The sequence below is a fragment of the Sphingopyxis sp. YF1 genome, assembly GCF_022701295.1.
Taxonomy (GTDB): domain Bacteria; phylum Pseudomonadota; class Alphaproteobacteria; order Sphingomonadales; family Sphingomonadaceae; genus Sphingopyxis.
On the sequence record NZ_CP033204.1, the window covers coordinates 139639 to 153537 of the forward strand.

The window sequence follows — 13899 nt, forward strand, 5'->3', positions numbered from 1 at the left end:
CGGCCGCGTGCCCCTATATGGGGGACAGGATGAAAGGAGGGATCCCATGCCCGAACATAATCAGCCCGCCGTCGCCGATGCGCTCAACGCGCTGCTCGCCGACAGCTTCGCGCTCTACCTCAAGACGAAAAATTATCACTGGCACGTCCAGGGGCCGCATTTCCGCGAGCTCCACCTGTTGTTCGACGAACAGGCGGCGCAGATCCTCGCCACCACCGACCTGATCGCCGAGCGCGTGCGCAAGAATGGCGCCGCGACGCTGCGCTCGATCGGCGAGATCGGACGCCGCCAGTCGATCAGGGACGACGACGCCGCGGGCGTCGCCGCCGATGCGATGGTCCGCACGCTCGCGGCCGACAACAAGGCGCTGCTGGGTCAGCTCCGGGAGGTCAAGGCCGCCGCCGAAAAGGCCGGCGACATCGCGACGAGCGGTCTCGTCGACGCCTGGGCCGACGAGACCGAGCAGCGCATCTGGTTCCTCGAGGCGACCGCGGGATATTGACCGGCGGACCCGCCCGGCGCTGCCCCCGGGGCGGCGGAGCGACGACCGCTCCCCGCCCCGGGGCCCCTTGACGCCCCTTTTGTGCAATCCCGTTGACTGTTCTCCGATTCGATATAAATATGATATCATATTTATATCGAGTGATTCGGAGGGAATATGGTCGATTCGGGAACGCCCGCACTGAACCGCAGCCGCGAGGGGCGCGCGAGCACGCAAAGCGGTTATCTGATGCTGCTGGTCTGGTTCGCGCTGCTCGGCGTCGCGATCTGGGCCGCGGCGAGCAACATCGGCGGCGACAGCGTCGATTTCAACTGGAAGTGGGCGGTGGTGATCGCGAACGCGGTGCTCGGTCTTCTGATCCTCTGCGGCTTTTACATGATCAACCCCAATGAAGCGGCGGCGATTCAGCTGTTCGGCGCGTACAAGGGCACCGACCGCGAGGAGGGGCTGCGCTGGGTGCTGCCCTGGCTGACGCGCAAGAAGATCGCGGTGCGCGCGAACAACGTCATTTCGGACAAGATCAAGGTCAACGACCTGCGCGGCAACCCGATCGAGATGGCGGCGCAGGTCGTGTGGCGCGTCACCGACACCGCGCAGGCGCTGTTCGACGTCGACGATTACAAGGAATTCGTCATGGCGCAGATCGAGGCCGCGGTGCGCGCGATCGGCTCGCGCTACCCCTATGACGACATCGAGCATCAGGAAATCACGCTGCGCGGCAACCATGACGAGGTCGGGGTCGAGCTCAGGAAGGCATTGATCGAACGGCTCGAGGTCGCGGGGATCACCGTCGACGAATGCGGGCTGACGCACCTCGCCTATGCGCAGGAAATCGCCGGCGCGATGCTCCGCCGCCAGCAGGCCGAGGCGGTGATCGCGGCGCGCAAGAAGCTGGTCGAGGGCGCGGTGACGATGGTCGAAATGGCGCTCCAGCACCTGTCGGAGAAGAATGTCGTCGACCTCGACGACGAGCGCAAGGCGGCGATGGTGTCGAACCTGATGGTGGTGCTGTGCGGCGAACGCGACACCCAGCCCGTCGTCAACACCGGCTCGCTCTATTGAGCTCTGCCGCCGAGACGCATGATGTCGAGTTCCGCCAAAAAGGCCTTCGCCCTCCGGCTTGATCCCGCGCTCTATGCGGCGATCGAGCGTATGGCGGCGGCCGAACTGCGCAGCGCCAATGCCGAGATCGAGGTGCTGCTGCGCGAGGCGCTGGCGCGGCGCGGGGTGACGGTCAGGCCGCCGGCGCCCGCCCGGCGCGGACGGCCGCCGAAGGGGGCGGAGGCATGATGCGCCGCCGCCTGTTCGCCGCCGGCGTCGTCGCCCTGATCATCTGCGTCGTGGCCGCGACCCGCATTCCGGACCGGGCCGGCGATGCGCGCCCGGCCGATGGCGGCGCGACGCTCGACCTGTGGCTCATCGACACGGTGTCGCCGCCGATCCTGTCGCGCCACCGCTGAAGGGACTTGGCCATGCTGCATCTTTTCCTCGACGAACGTCCGTGGTTCCGCCCCAAGCGGCGCGGCTACGGCGCCGGCCTGCCGATCGCCTGGCAGGGCTGGGCGCTGCTGGCGGTCCATGCCGCGCTGATCGGCGGCACCGCGCTGCTGCTGCGCGACCGGCCGGTGCTGCTGACCGGCGCGGCGGTCTTCGTCGCGCTCGCGCCGATGCCGCTCTATCGGGCCCGCACCGAAGGCGGCTGGCGCTGGCGCTGGTAGCCGATCGGGAGGGGGAGGCGGAGCGTTCCCCCTTCCCCCAACCGGCGGGTCAGGTCAGCGCCTTGTACAGGCCGAAGGCGCTCGTCGCGGTCAGCACGACGCCGACCATCACCAGCATGACCTTGGGCGAGAAGCGCTTCGCCATCATCGCGCCGAGCGGCGCCGCGGCGACGCCGCCGATGATCAGGCCGAGCGTCGGGCCGAGGATGTCGTCGAAGCCGAGGTTGGCGATGAAGGCGATCGACACCGCGACCGCGAGGAAGAATTCGACGCTGTTGACCGTGCCGACGACCTTGCGCGGTTCGCCGCCCTGGACGAGCAGGTTCGACGTGACGACCGGTCCCCAGCCGCCGCCGCCCGCGGCGTCGAGGAAGCCCCCGACCACCGCCAGCGGCCCGACCACCCTGGGCTTGGCGAATTTGGGCGGATAGAGCAGGCCGCGCACGAGCAGCCAGATGCCGATCAGCACCAGATAGCCGAGCACGAAGGGCTTCACGACCTCGGCATGGAGCGACGACAGGACATAAGCGCCGAGCACGCCGCCGATCACCCCGGGCACCAGCAGGCGGAAAAACAGCGGCCAGTCGATGTTGCGGTGAAACAGGTGGCTCAGCCCCGAGGCGCCGGTGGTGAAAATCTCCACCACATGGATGCGCGCCGACGCGGTCGCGGGCGGCACGCCGAGCACCGCGACGAGCAGGGTGTTGCAGATGACCCCGAACGCCATGCCGAGCGCGCCGTCGACCAGCTGCGCCGCGAAGCCGATCAGGATGAAGGGAAGGAGCGCCGAAAAATCGATGGCCGCCAGATCGATCATGAAATCATCCCAACTGTTTTAGTTGACAACCGGCTGCCGGTTTTTGCGAGGATTCGCTAGCCCAAATTTTCTGCTGGCGGTGAAGGGATTTGTTTGTGCGTCCAGTGGAATATCTTTCGATGCCGGATCAGCCCGTCAGATCCTCGGGAAGATGGTCGCGCACATAGTCGATGAAGGCGCGCAGCTTGGGCATCACCTGCTTGCGGCTGGGGTAATAGAGGAACAGCCCCGATGTCGCGGCGGCGTGGTCGGTCAGCACCAGTTCGAGCTCGCCCGATTCGACCATCGCGGTCGCCATCGGTTCGGCCATCATCCCCATCGCGACCCCGGTGCGCATCGCCACCAGCGCGGCGATCCAGTCGTTGACGATCACGGGGCCGGTGACGCCGACCTCATATTCGCGATTTCCCTTTTCGAACGTCCACGGCATCAGCGCCCCGGTGGCGAGCCGGAAGCGGACGCAGCGATGGTCGCGCAGGTCTTCGGGCAGGACGGGGCGGCCATGCTCCGCGAAATAGCCGGGGGCCGCCGCGACGACGAAGCGGAACGCGCCGGTCAGGCGCACCGCGATCACGTCGGCGTCGAGCGATTCGCCCATCCGCACACCCGCGTCGAACCCGCCCGAACTCAGGTCCGACAGCGCGTCGTCGGCATAGATTTCGAGCTCGATCTCGGGATAGGTCTTGCAGAATCCGGCGATGATCGGCTCGAACAGCGGCTGTACCGCGCCGCGCATCAGGTTGATGCGCAGCCGCCCCGCGGGCCGGTTGCCGAGGTTGCGCGCGGCTTCATAGGCGTCGGTCAGCCCGGCGTAGGCGGGCGCCGCGCGTTCGAGGAACATCTCGCCCGCCTGGGTCAGCCCGACGCTGCGCGTCGTGCGCATGAACAGGGGCGCGCCGACGCGCGCTTCGAGCGCTTTGACGGTCTGGCTGATCGCCGAGGGAGAGACGCCGAGGTCGGCGGCGGCGGCGGAAAAGCTCCGCCTTTCCGCAACGCGCAGGAAAGCTTCGATCCCGTCGAGCGCCCCATGGGGGATTGTTAAATCCTGCTTCAAGGCACTTGCAGATTATAGAGGATTATCTAAGTGCGCAAGCGCGCCTAAAAAGGTTGCACAAAGAAACGAAAGGAACCTCTCCCATGACCTCTCAGCTCTCCTCTTTCCGCCGCTTCCCGACCGCTTTCGCCATTGTCGCCGCCTCGGCGCTCGCCTTCACCGGCCTGATCGCCTCGACCTCGCCGGCCTATGCCCAGAGCGGCGACTATCGCTGCACGGGCCTCGCCGAACAGGCTTCGAGCGCCGCGGGCACCGCCGACGCCGGCAAGCAGTCGAACGCCAAGCGCTTCGTGTCGACCGGCAAGAAGCTGTGCGAAGCGGGCAATGAACGCGCCGCCGCCAAGCAGTTCCGCGCCGCGCTGAAGCTCGCCGGCGTCGCCGAAGTCCAGGCCGACAACAAGATGGCGTCGGCCAACTGAAGATAAGCCAAGACCACACCAATCTCCGATCCGTCTCTCCCTCTCCCGAACGGATCCACCGACTGGGGCGGCACCTGATACAGGGCCGCCCCGTTTTGTTTGCGCGCGCCGGCGGCCCCGGGATGCGGCTCCCGCCCGGGCAAATCGTCAGCAAGCGACCGGTAGTGGGCATGGATCCTCCCTGTGGCGAAGCCATGGGGAGGGGGACCGCTCGCGCAGCGAGTGGTGGAGGGGCCGCAAGGCCGCGCGACGCCCAGCGGCGTCGGCCCCTCCGTCAGCGGCTGACGCCGCTGCCACCTCCCCACCGCTGCGCGACAGGGAGGAGCGGGGTCGCTTCGACCGGCTACGGCCCTGTCTTTCATCGTCACCCCGGACTTGATCCGGGGTCCATGACTTCGACGCTGCTATGGATCCCGGATCAAGTCCGGGATGACGAAGTCAGGCGGGAATGTCCGCTTTCCACCCCATTTCGGAAGCTACCTGTCGGTACGACACTCATGTCAGCATACGACCGGTAGCGGACGTTCTTCTCCCCTCCCGCTTGCGGGAGGGGGCGGGGGTGGGCAGCGGCGTCGCGACAGCCCACCCCGCTGCGGCTAGCCAGCAAGCTGGCAAGCCTCGCTGCCCCTCCCGCACGCGGGAGGGGAAACCGGTTCGTCGCTCAATCGGCAGCTTCCCACCCCGATCCGGACATTGCCCGGCAGTCGGGCCGGGCTTTGGTCGCGCCTTCCGGTGGCAAGGGGCATCGGGATTGCGCGGGACGCCCCCAGGGGCGAAACGCAGACGAGCGGCGCAAAGCCGAAACCCCGCGCCGCCCCACCGATGAAAGTACCGGGTCGAATGGACTCCCCCTCGGCGGGGTCGCCTATAGCCGCATGATCCGGGAAATACCGGATTTGGGCCGACCCAAATTTGTTTGGGGTGGCGTCCGTATTTTGGGCGCGCCCGTCAGTCTGCGATGCCTGCTTCCCCGCCGCCCAAACCGCCCACCGCGGGGCCCCCTGCCATCGTCGCTTGCACCGCGCCGACACCCGGCTATTCCCGATCCTCAACCAAGGAGATCGAAATGCCCCTGTCGCGCCCGTTTTCCCTTTTTGCCGCGTGCCTGCTCGCCGCGTCCGCCGCGGCGCAGACCGAGCCGCCGGCGCAGCAGGTGAACACCGCCTGGCTCAACCGCCAGTCGGCCGCGCTCGCCGAACGCGGCGGGGCGCACGGCTGGAACGTCATGGAAAGCGGGCTGCGCTGGCGCCGCACCGCGGGTGACGGCGCGGGGGCGCGGCCCGGCGCGACCGACCGCGTCACCGTCCATTATGTCGGACGCTTCGTCGACGGGCAGGAGTTCGACAGCTCGGTCGCGCGCGGCGAACCCGCGACTTTTCCGCTGGGTCGCGTGATCCGCGGCTGGACCGAAGGCGTCCAGTATATGGCGGTCGGCGACACGGTCGAATTCGCGATCCCCTACGACCTCGCTTATGGTGCGGATGGGCGCGGGCCGATCCCCGGCGGCGCGACCTTGCTCTTCACCGTCGAGCTGCTCGCGATCGAAAGGGATTGAGCGATGGATTTCTCGCGCCTCCAGGCATCGAGCAAGATCGGCGACGATTGGGTCTATCCCGCCGCGACGCCGCTCAACAGCGGCCATCTCGCGGTCGACACCGGTCCCGATCACCGCCTGTACTGGGAGGAATATGGCAATCCGGCGGGTGAGCCGGTGATGTTCCTCCACGGCGGTCCCGGCGGTGCCTGTTCGCCCGAAATGGCGCGTTTCTTCGATCCCGCGCGCTATCGCGTGATCCTGTTCGACCAGCGCGGCTGCGGCAAGAGCGAGCCCAATGTCGCCGCGGCGGGCCCGGCGGTCGCGCTCGCGAAAAACACCACCGCCGACCTGATCGGCGATATCGTGAAATTGCGCGACGCGCTCGGCATCGCGGGGCCGATGCACGTCTTCGGCGGCAGCTGGGGCAGCACGCTCGCCATGGCCTATGCGATCGCGCATCCGGACCATTGCGCCAGCCTGATCCTGCGCGGCATCTTCCTCGGCGCGCCCGAGGATCTCGATTATCTCTATCAGGGCAATGCCGCGACCTGGCACGCGGCGCCCTATGCGCTCACCGCGCCGGGCGCCTATATCCACTATCCCGACGAATGGGCGGCGCTGCTCGCGGTGCTGACCCCCGAAGAACGCACCGATGTCATGGCGTCGTACAAGGCGATCTTCGACATGGTGCCCGCGAACGACGCCGAGCGCGAAAGGCAGCTCCACGCCGCGCTGACCTGGTCGCTGTGGGAGGGGGTAATCTCGAACATGATCCCCGAGGCAGCGGCGACGGGCAAGTTCGGCGACGCCGATTTCGCGCTCTGCTTCGCGCAGATCGAGGCGCATTATTTCGCCAACAGCCTGTTCATCGCGCCCGGGCACCTGCTCGGCAACGCCGACGTCCTCGCCCGAATTCCCGTGCATATCGTCCACGGACGCTTCGATCAGGTCTGCCCGCTGACACAGGCGTCGCGGCTGGTCGCCGCGCTGAACGCGGCGGGGGCGCGGCCCGCGACCTATGCGATCACCAACGCCGGGCACAGCGCGATGGAGCGGGAGAATGCGCTCGCGCTGACCGCGATCATGGACGGGCTGCCGCGGCTGGCCGGCTGAGGCGCGGCGCATGACGGCGAACCCCCGTTATCGCCAGGTCGGCATCGCCGGGGCGGGGCGCGTCGCGCGGGCGCTCGCGCTCGCGCTCGCACCGCGCTCGGCGGCGCCCGTCCTGTTGTGGGGCCGGTCGCCCGGCCATGTCCGCGATGCGGCGGCCGAAACCGGCGGCGCGGCGGCGGCCTCGTGCGCCGCGCTCGCTGCGGCCTGCGATCTCATCATCGTCGCGGTGGCCGACGATGCGGTCGGGCCGGTCGCCGCGGAGCTCGCGCGCGCGCTGCCCCCCGGGGCCGATCCGTTCGTCTGCCATGTCAGCGGCCGCAGCGGCGCGGCGCTGCTCGCCCCGCTGGGCGACGCCGGCGCGGTGGTCGCGGCGGTGCACCCGGCGATGACCTTCACCGGCGATCCGGCGCAGGAGGTTGCACGCATGGCGGGCGCGCGCTTCGCGATCAGCGCGCCCGATGGCGAAGCGCTCGCCGAGGCGCGGGCGCTGGTCGGCTTTCTGGGCGGGGTCGCGGTCGAGATCGCCGAGGCGCAGCGGCCGCTCTATCACGCCGCGCTCTGCCATGCGGCGAACCATCTCGTCACGCTGATGGCGGGTGCGTCGCACGCGCTGCGCGCGGCGGGGGTCGACGAACCCGGCGCGCTGCTCGCGCCGCTCGTCCGCGCGGCGCTGGAGAATAGTCTGGCGCGGGGTTTCGGCGCGCTGTCGGGGCCGCTGCTGCGCGGCGACGACGCGACGATCGGGGGCCATCTGGCCGCGCTCGCGGCCTATGCGCCCGACCTGCTTCCCGCGTATCGCGCGATGGCGCGCGCGACGCTCGACGAGCTCGCGCGGTCGGGGGGCGCGCCGGCGGATGCGCTGCGCGAATGTCTCGAAACGCCGCCCCGCTGAGGGCGCCGCGCGCGCCGCGCGGCGGGGGCGTCAGAGCTCGATCGCGATGCGCACGCGATCGGATGCGACGCCCACCGCCGCGGCGATGCGCTCGCGTGATTGCCTGACGACATCGGCGACGCTCGACGCCGCATCGGTGTTCAGCAGTTCGAGCTTGGACACCGCGAGGATCTCGGCGAGCCGCTCGATGCGGTTGGGACGCGGGTGCGATTTGCCCTTTTCCCACGCGCAGACCGCGGCCTCGCTCACCCCGGCGCGCTCGGCGAGCTGCGACTGGGTCAGCCCGCGCAGGCTGCGCAGCCGCTGGAGCCGGGCGCCGAGGCCTTCGCCGGCGTCGCCCTCGGGCGCGCCCGCCACCTCGACCGGCCGGTCGACCGCGCTGCGCAGCGTCGTCGCGCTCAGCGTCGCCTGGCTGACGGGTTCGGCGAAGCGGCATCCGAAGAGGCGCCCGCTCGCCCACACGACGCGCGCGAGGCACGCGCCGGCGTGCGGCAGCGCGACGTCGATGCTCTCGTCGCGCTCGAGCGGCAGGTCGCATTCGATCAGCAGCCCGTCGGCCGAGATATTGTGGATCAGGATCGGGCTGGCGGGGCTGCCGGCGCCGCGCAGCGTGCTGTCCAGCCGCAGCGTCCGCCGCGGGCTCCGCCGCTGTCCGGTCGTCGATGCGATATCGTCAAGAAATGCGGAAACCGCCATGCCAGCCTTCTCAAAAGGCCCTTGTCCGCCACCAGCGGTTAACAGATCGCTAGCGCGGCGGGGGAGGGCCGGGGATTCGCCTGCCGCGTGGCAGGTCCGAGGGACCCGAACGAACCGGCGGCGCGATCGTTGCGTGCCGGCCGCAGCCAGCCGGGCCAGGCATCGCGCCGCCGCGCGCGCCGAAAAAATCTGCCGCGCCGCGCGCGCCGCGCGGCCGCCGGCGCGGACGCCGCGGCGCGCTTGCCGGGCAATCGCTTTTCACATCAACATCTTGGCCGCCGCGCGGCGGAAAAGCGCGGTTTCGCTGGCCCCGGCTTCTAAACGCGGCGTTTACCTTGTGCCTGCACCATATCTTGAAAAGGCCCTGCCATCAGGAGTGCTCCCCAATGGAGTAGGGTAAATGAGCAAGAAAGTGTTTTTCGGGCTGGTCGCGATGGCCGCGCTGTCGGCGCCCGCCATGAGCGCCATGCCCCATGTCGGTGTCGATTCGGGCCAGTTCACGATCGGCATCAGCGGCTATGTGCCCGTCATCTGCCGCGCGTCGGTCGAACAGACGATGGTGTCGCCGCACGAAGGCGAGGTCAGCCTCGGCCAGCTGCGCGAATTCTGCAACAGCCCCAACGGCTATGCGATCCACGCCGATTATTCGCCGTCGCTCGCGCAGGCGAAGATCCTCGTCGACGGACGCCCGGTGCCGCTCGGCAAGTCGGGCACGACCCAGATCAGCAAGACGAACCGGGCGGGCATCGCGACGCGCGACCTCGACCTCGACCTGCCCAAGGGCGTCGAGGGCGGATCGCTCTCGTTCCGGATCGTGCCGCTATAGGGCGGGGCAATTCTGCTGCGACGGCGCGCCCGACAGGAGCGGCGTGACCGTCACGGTCAGCTGGTCCGAATAGGTCGGCGAAACCAGCTTGCCCTGTCCGCCCTCTTTCAGGGTGGCGACGACGGGCAGCATGTCGGCCTCGGCCGCCGGGACCCCGGCGCGCTGGCACGTCACCGTCGTGAAGGTCGGGCTCGCCGCGGTGCGCGTCTGGCCGAGGAACTTCAGGCTGTAGTTCAGCACATGCGTCGGGGTGGCCAGGTTGCCGCCCGGGAAGGTCATCTTGTACCCGTTCTGCGAGGTCAGCGCGACCGTATAGGGGCCCGAACTGCGGACCCGGACGTGGTTCGCGGTCGGCGTCGTATAGGTCGCGGGCGCCGCCAGCACGTCGACCGTCGTCTTGTCGCCGACCTCGCCGAAATCGAGCGCGGTGCCGGCGTAGCTCGCCTGCAGCGCGCTCAGCACGGTGATCGGAAAGACGACCGCGTTGCTGATCTGCCCCGTCTGCTGGGTCTGCGGTCCCCCGCCCGTCGTGCTGCACGCAAAAATCGCGTCGAACGGCAGGTTGGTCGAAGCGTTGAGGTCGAGATTGGCGGGCAGCGAAATCTGGAAATTGACCACGGCGGTGTCCGAAGCCACATTGTTGCCGGTAAATTCGATCTTCAGAAACTTGTTCGCCGCGCTCGGAATGACCGACGTCGGCGCCACGATCGGCGGGGCCTGCGAATAATCGTAGAAGATGTCGTAGCCGGTCCCGGCGGTATTGCCCTCGACAGTCACCGACGTGGGGATGATGATCGTGCCGTCGGCCGCTGCGCTGTTCGATTTCAGGTAGAAATTGACGATGTCGGTTTTCTGGCCGCCTGCGCCGTTGATGCGCGTCAGGTTCAACTGGACGTTCGTCGTCGCCAGTCCGGCGGGGTTGAACGGATCATAGAGCGTTGGCGACGCCGTGGCGCTCCCCATGATTCCGCAAGTCGCTGCCTGCACCGCGCCGGCGAAACCCAGCGAAAGAAGCGGCACCGCAATGGTCCGCAGAACGAGAGAGACGTTACGCATAATCAGTTCCTCACCGGCGTCAGTTCGCCAAGCCGGACGATGTTCTCGCCATTGTCCGGGATCTCGATTTCAAAGACGGATTTCTTGATGTCCAGCATTTCGATGCGCCATTTGCCCGGCGCGAGGCCGGTTGCGCCGAACCGGCCCTGCCGGTTGGTGAACACGGTCACCGGCGGCCGGTCGGGGTGCGCCAGCTCGATGGCGTTGCCGGTGACGAGCGCCACGACCTCGCCGTCGATATCGGTCATCGTTCCCAGCGCCGTCACGCCATATTCCGATCCCACAGTCAGGTGATAGCCGCTGCGATAGGAGGGGAAGAGCTTGAACGATCCCTGTCCCAGGTCGGTCCCGGGCGCTGCGTTCGGCGCATCGACGGTGATCGTCCGGTCGGCATAGGAGCTGAGGCTCGGATGCGTCGCTGCGCCCAGCATGCCGCTGTTCGCGGTAAAGCCGAACGGCGTCGGGTCGAGCTCGATGTTGGTGCCCTTCAGCGTCTTGTGCGGGGTGACGATCGCGAAGCTGTCGTAGATCGGCCGCCCGACCGAGAAGGCGCCGTCGGCGAACGACAGCGAGGTGCCGAGGCGGAAGCTCGTCCGCTCGCCGGTCCGGCGGCCGAAATCGTCGGTGAACGAGCCGAAATGGGTCAGCCCCAGCTCGGCGCGGTTGGCGATGTAATTGCCGTTGAAGTTGAAACCCGACGCATTGTCGGACCGGTCGACGTCGGCGGTGATATTGTACGAGCCGACGCCCTGACCCTTCAGCGTCTGGAACGACAGGCGCGTGCGGTTGTCGCGCGTCTCGTAATCGGCGCGCGCCGTCGTGTAGCGGCCGAAGCGGACGGTCAGCGACAGGAAGGCGCCGACGCGGTCGCCGCGGCTGTCCTTTTCGTAGCGGACGTCGCCGGTCAGGCTCGCGGTCGGCGAGATGCGGAACCCCGCGTTGATGCGATAGCTGTGCAGGTCGGGCTGTGCGCCGCGGCCGTGCGAATAGCGTGCGTCGAACCCCGCATAGACCTGGTTGGTAAAGGCGTGCGAATAGCCGCCCCCGACCTCGAAATCATAGGGGTTGTCGATGAAGAAGCTGCTGACCGGGCCGAATTTCTTGCTGCGCGTTTCGGCGAACAGGTTGAGCGTGTCGGCCTGGCCGCTGCTCCGCTGGATCAGCCGCTGAAAGGTGAGCGTGCCGGCAAAGCCGCTGCCCAGCCCGTCGATGTCGGACACGGCGAGGTTGGTCGCAAAGGTCCCGACCGCGGTCGCCAGCACCGCTTCGGTGCCGAGCAGGCGCGAATCCTTGTCGATCTGGGCGTTGACCCCCAGCGTCAGATAGTCGCTCATGCCGCGGCGGTAATAGCCCGAGGCGATATAATCGTTGCTGTAGTGCGGGCCGCGCAGTCCCAGCGGCGCCTTCACGCCCGCATAGAGGCCGAATTCGCTGAGCCCCTTGGCGAGCTGGGTCTGGTCGAGGAACAGGTTGAAATTGAGCACTTCCGACCGGCCGCTGTCGTCGAGGACTGACAGGCGGATGTTGTTCGCGCCCTGCGTGAAGGGGAAATCGCGCAGGTCGTAAACGCCCGGGTTGAGCTGCAGCCGGCGCACGACCTGCCCGTTGATCTCGACCTCGACCGACGACGGCCGGTCGAGGCGGAAGCTGCGGTCGCCGCGCGGGCGGATGATCTGCTGCGGCTGGAGCACGCTGTACGAGCGGAAGATCGAGATGCCCGCGATGTCGGGGGCGTTCTGGAAGCCGCGCGCGATCGTCTGAAGGTCGCCCGCGGTCCAGCGGATCAGATTCTTCTGGTCGTCATAGACCAGCCGCGATCCCAGCCGCTGGAAATCGACGCCGTCGACCCCCGGCTGCCAGATCGCTTCGGATTCGGCGACCACCCCGCCGAGGCGCGTCGCGCCGTCGAGCAGGAACAGCGGCGAGGCAAAGCCCTTGTTTCCGCCGGCATGGACGTAGTCGAAGGTCCCGCGGATGTTGAGATAGCCGCTGACGTCGGCGGGCCGGACGACCTCGCCCAGCCGTTCGCGGTCGAGCGGGCTGACGATCACCGAACGCGCGAGGCGCCGCTCGGCGGGGATGGCGAAATTGAGTTCGAGCGTCTGCGGATCGTAGCTGACCGTGATGCCCGAGGGCAGCAGGTCGGCCGGGGTGATCGTCGCGCGCGTTCCCAGGCTGTCCTCGATCGTCGAGAAGAAATTGGGATCGAGCACCAGCCCGAGCAGTTGCAGCGTCCGCCGCGTCGGCATTTCGAGCGTGTCGTCGGCCTGGATCGTCAGCGGCACGTCGCCAAGATAATTGGCGCCGTCCTTCGCCGGGACCGTCAGCGTGATCGCGCGGCCGGTGCTGTTGTAGCGAACGCCGGGCCGGGCGGGCGCGGCATAGGGCTGGAGCACCGTGGTCGCATCCTGTCCGCCGGCCGCGGCTTCCGCCGCAAGAGCGCCGACCGGCAGGAGCGCCGAACCGGCGACTCCCAGCATCAATATCGTACGGACACCCCCCCCAGACATGAGCTCAGCCTTCCGCAGTATAGGACGCTTCGACGGTGCCGCCGTCGAGCGGCAGTTCGATGGGGACCGTGATGCGCCGCGTCTGGTTGGCACCAACCAGACCAAAGCCGATCGTCTGCTGCACTTCGGGACCCGACAGCGACTGGCGGAACACTTCCTTGCCCGACGCGTCCTTCTGCACGATGCGCAGCCGGCCGTTCGACAGATAGCCGTGCGCCGCCGATGCGTTGTTGAGCATCAGCACGGGGACCGGCTTGCCTTCGGCATTGTGTCCGACTTCGGCCGACTGGACCGAAAGGTCGGGCTTCACCCCCGTCGGCGCGACGCTGACCAGGACCTGGAAATTGTACAGGATCTGGATCGCCGACTGACCTTCGGGCAGCTTCACCGGAAGCTGGGCGACGGTGATGTAATAATGTTTGCTCGCCGCGAGTGCGGGATCGCCGACATATTGGACGCGGAACGACTGCGTCTGGCCGGGTTCGATCAGCGCCTGCGGCGGAAAGACGAGCAGGTCGCCCGGATCGACGCCGGTCAGCTCGACGCCATCGGTCGTGACCTTCAGTTCCTGGACGCGCAGCTCGACCGGCAAGGTCGTCGCGAACGTATTCTCGACGGTGATGACCTGCGTCATGCCGCGCCCGCTGGTGTTGAGGTTGATCACCACCGGCTGCACCGTCATCGCCAGCGCAGGGGCGGGATTCATGGTTAACGCCAGCATGGCGAGGAACAGGAACTTGAACGACTTGAACATGGATG

The 13899-nt window shown here is 68.0% G+C and carries 16 protein-coding genes; 10 read left to right on the plus strand and 6 right to left on the minus strand.

The annotated features are described in order from the left end of the window. The first annotated feature begins 46 nt into the window (after positions 1 to 46). The 5 genes from EAO27_RS00755 (at position 47) to EAO27_RS00775 (ending at position 2220) form a co-directional block, all read left to right on the plus strand. Positions 47 to 502 carry a DNA starvation/stationary phase protection protein gene (locus EAO27_RS00755; protein ID WP_242776066.1) on the plus strand — a complete coding sequence of 152 codons (456 nt, stop codon included), beginning with the start codon at positions 47 to 49 and terminating at the stop codon, positions 500 to 502. Positions 503 to 658: 156 nt separating this feature from the next. Continuing rightward, on the plus strand, positions 659 to 1564 hold the full coding sequence (locus tag EAO27_RS00760; RefSeq protein ID WP_242776069.1) for an SPFH domain-containing protein: 906 nt from the start codon (positions 659 to 661) through the stop codon (positions 1562 to 1564). A 21-nt stretch (positions 1565 to 1585) separates the two neighbouring features. After that, a complete protein-coding gene (locus EAO27_RS00765; protein ID WP_242780372.1) occupies positions 1586 to 1792 on the plus strand; it encodes a toxin-antitoxin system HicB family antitoxin in 207 nt (68 codons plus the stop codon). Continuing rightward, the gene (locus EAO27_RS00770; RefSeq protein WP_242776072.1) at positions 1789 to 1962 is read left to right on the plus strand and encodes a hypothetical protein; all 174 of its coding nucleotides are present in this window, start codon (positions 1789 to 1791) and stop codon (positions 1960 to 1962) included. The genes EAO27_RS00765 and EAO27_RS00770 overlap by 4 nt, the downstream gene beginning before the upstream one ends. Positions 1963 to 1974: 12 nt before the next feature. After that, the gene (locus EAO27_RS00775) at positions 1975 to 2220 is read left to right on the plus strand and encodes a hypothetical protein (RefSeq protein ID WP_242776075.1); all 246 of its coding nucleotides are present in this window, start codon (positions 1975 to 1977) and stop codon (positions 2218 to 2220) included. A gap of 49 nt (positions 2221 to 2269) precedes the next feature. Here EAO27_RS00775 and EAO27_RS00780 read toward each other — a convergent pair whose 3' ends face one another. Next, on the minus strand, positions 2270 to 3037 hold the full coding sequence (locus EAO27_RS00780) for a sulfite exporter TauE/SafE family protein (protein ID WP_242776077.1): 768 nt from the start codon (positions 3035 to 3037) through the stop codon (positions 2270 to 2272). A 127-nt stretch (positions 3038 to 3164) separates the two neighbouring features. Then, on the minus strand, positions 3165 to 4091 hold the full coding sequence (locus tag EAO27_RS00785) for a LysR family transcriptional regulator (RefSeq protein WP_242776080.1): 927 nt from the start codon (positions 4089 to 4091) through the stop codon (positions 3165 to 3167). 83 nt (positions 4092 to 4174) lie between these two features. Here EAO27_RS00785 and EAO27_RS00790 point away from each other — a divergent pair, with 83 nt between their 5' ends. The 4 genes from EAO27_RS00790 (at position 4175) to EAO27_RS00805 (ending at position 8052) form a co-directional block, all read left to right on the plus strand. Next, positions 4175 to 4510, plus strand: a complete 336-nt coding sequence (locus tag EAO27_RS00790) for a hypothetical protein (protein WP_242776083.1) — start codon at positions 4175 to 4177, stop codon at positions 4508 to 4510. Between the two features lie 1066 nt (positions 4511 to 5576). Then, complete coding sequence (locus tag EAO27_RS00795) at positions 5577 to 6065, plus strand: FKBP-type peptidyl-prolyl cis-trans isomerase (RefSeq protein WP_242776086.1); 489 nt, start codon at positions 5577 to 5579, stop codon at positions 6063 to 6065. A 3-nt stretch (positions 6066 to 6068) separates the two neighbouring features. Next, positions 6069 to 7160, plus strand: a complete 1092-nt coding sequence (gene pip / locus EAO27_RS00800) for a prolyl aminopeptidase (protein WP_242776089.1) — start codon at positions 6069 to 6071, stop codon at positions 7158 to 7160. 10 nt (positions 7161 to 7170) lie between these two features. Further along, positions 7171 to 8052: a DUF2520 domain-containing protein gene (locus EAO27_RS00805; protein ID WP_242776092.1), complete on the plus strand. Its 882-nt coding sequence runs from the start codon at positions 7171 to 7173 to the stop codon at positions 8050 to 8052. A 30-nt stretch (positions 8053 to 8082) separates the two neighbouring features. Here EAO27_RS00805 and EAO27_RS00810 read toward each other — a convergent pair whose 3' ends face one another. Next, the gene (locus tag EAO27_RS00810) at positions 8083 to 8748 is read right to left on the minus strand and encodes a helix-turn-helix domain-containing protein (RefSeq protein WP_242776095.1); all 666 of its coding nucleotides are present in this window, start codon (positions 8746 to 8748) and stop codon (positions 8083 to 8085) included. Positions 8749 to 9148: 400 nt separating this feature from the next. Here EAO27_RS00810 and EAO27_RS00815 point away from each other — a divergent pair, with 400 nt between their 5' ends. Next, the gene (locus tag EAO27_RS00815) at positions 9149 to 9574 is read left to right on the plus strand and encodes a hypothetical protein (RefSeq protein ID WP_242776097.1); all 426 of its coding nucleotides are present in this window, start codon (positions 9149 to 9151) and stop codon (positions 9572 to 9574) included. On the opposite strand, the gene EAO27_RS00820 is transcribed toward EAO27_RS00815, so the two are convergent. From EAO27_RS00820 to EAO27_RS00830, 3 genes are read right to left on the minus strand one after another with little or no spacing between them, the layout of a single operon-like run. After that, complete coding sequence (locus EAO27_RS00820) at positions 9569 to 10630, minus strand: hypothetical protein (protein WP_242776100.1); 1062 nt, start codon at positions 10628 to 10630, stop codon at positions 9569 to 9571. The two genes, EAO27_RS00815 and EAO27_RS00820, sit on opposite strands and share 6 nt — an antisense overlap. Before the next feature lie 2 nt (positions 10631 to 10632). Further along, positions 10633 to 13140 carry a fimbrial biogenesis outer membrane usher protein gene (locus tag EAO27_RS00825; protein WP_242776103.1) on the minus strand — a complete coding sequence of 836 codons (2508 nt, stop codon included), beginning with the start codon at positions 13138 to 13140 and terminating at the stop codon, positions 10633 to 10635. Positions 13141 to 13144: 4 nt separating this feature from the next. Continuing rightward, on the minus strand, positions 13145 to 13894 hold the full coding sequence (locus EAO27_RS00830) for a fimbria/pilus periplasmic chaperone (RefSeq protein WP_242776106.1): 750 nt from the start codon (positions 13892 to 13894) through the stop codon (positions 13145 to 13147). Positions 13895 to 13899: the final 5 nt, after the last annotated feature.

Bases quoted from the DNA above. Each gene is read 5' to 3' on its own strand.
- EAO27_RS00810 (WP_242776095.1), bottom strand. From the start codon at position 8,748: ATGGCGGTTTCCGCATTTCTTGACGATATCGCATCGACGACCGGACAG.
- EAO27_RS00755 (WP_242776066.1), top strand. From the start codon at position 47: ATGCCCGAACATAATCAGCCCGCCGTCGCCGATGCGCTCAACGCGCTG.
- EAO27_RS00825 (WP_242776103.1), bottom strand. From the start codon at position 13,140: ATGTCTGGGGGGGGTGTCCGTACGATATTGATGCTGGGAGTCGCCGGT.
- EAO27_RS00790 (WP_242776083.1), top strand. From the start codon at position 4,175: ATGACCTCTCAGCTCTCCTCTTTCCGCCGCTTCCCGACCGCTTTCGCC.
- EAO27_RS00780 (WP_242776077.1), bottom strand. From the start codon at position 3,037: ATGATCGATCTGGCGGCCATCGATTTTTCGGCGCTCCTTCCCTTCATC.
- EAO27_RS00765 (WP_242780372.1), top strand. From the start codon at position 1,586: ATGTCGAGTTCCGCCAAAAAGGCCTTCGCCCTCCGGCTTGATCCCGCG.
- pip (WP_242776089.1), top strand. From the start codon at position 6,069: ATGGATTTCTCGCGCCTCCAGGCATCGAGCAAGATCGGCGACGATTGG.
- EAO27_RS00795 (WP_242776086.1), top strand. From the start codon at position 5,577: ATGCCCCTGTCGCGCCCGTTTTCCCTTTTTGCCGCGTGCCTGCTCGCC.
- EAO27_RS00815 (WP_242776097.1), top strand. From the start codon at position 9,149: ATGAGCAAGAAAGTGTTTTTCGGGCTGGTCGCGATGGCCGCGCTGTCG.
- EAO27_RS00760 (WP_242776069.1), top strand. From the start codon at position 659: ATGGTCGATTCGGGAACGCCCGCACTGAACCGCAGCCGCGAGGGGCGC.
- EAO27_RS00805 (WP_242776092.1), top strand. From the start codon at position 7,171: ATGACGGCGAACCCCCGTTATCGCCAGGTCGGCATCGCCGGGGCGGGG.
- EAO27_RS00775 (WP_242776075.1), top strand. From the start codon at position 1,975: ATGCTGCATCTTTTCCTCGACGAACGTCCGTGGTTCCGCCCCAAGCGG.
- EAO27_RS00820 (WP_242776100.1), bottom strand. From the start codon at position 10,630: ATGCGTAACGTCTCTCTCGTTCTGCGGACCATTGCGGTGCCGCTTCTT.
- EAO27_RS00830 (WP_242776106.1), bottom strand. From the start codon at position 13,894: ATGTTCAAGTCGTTCAAGTTCCTGTTCCTCGCCATGCTGGCGTTAACC.
- EAO27_RS00770 (WP_242776072.1), top strand. From the start codon at position 1,789: ATGATGCGCCGCCGCCTGTTCGCCGCCGGCGTCGTCGCCCTGATCATC.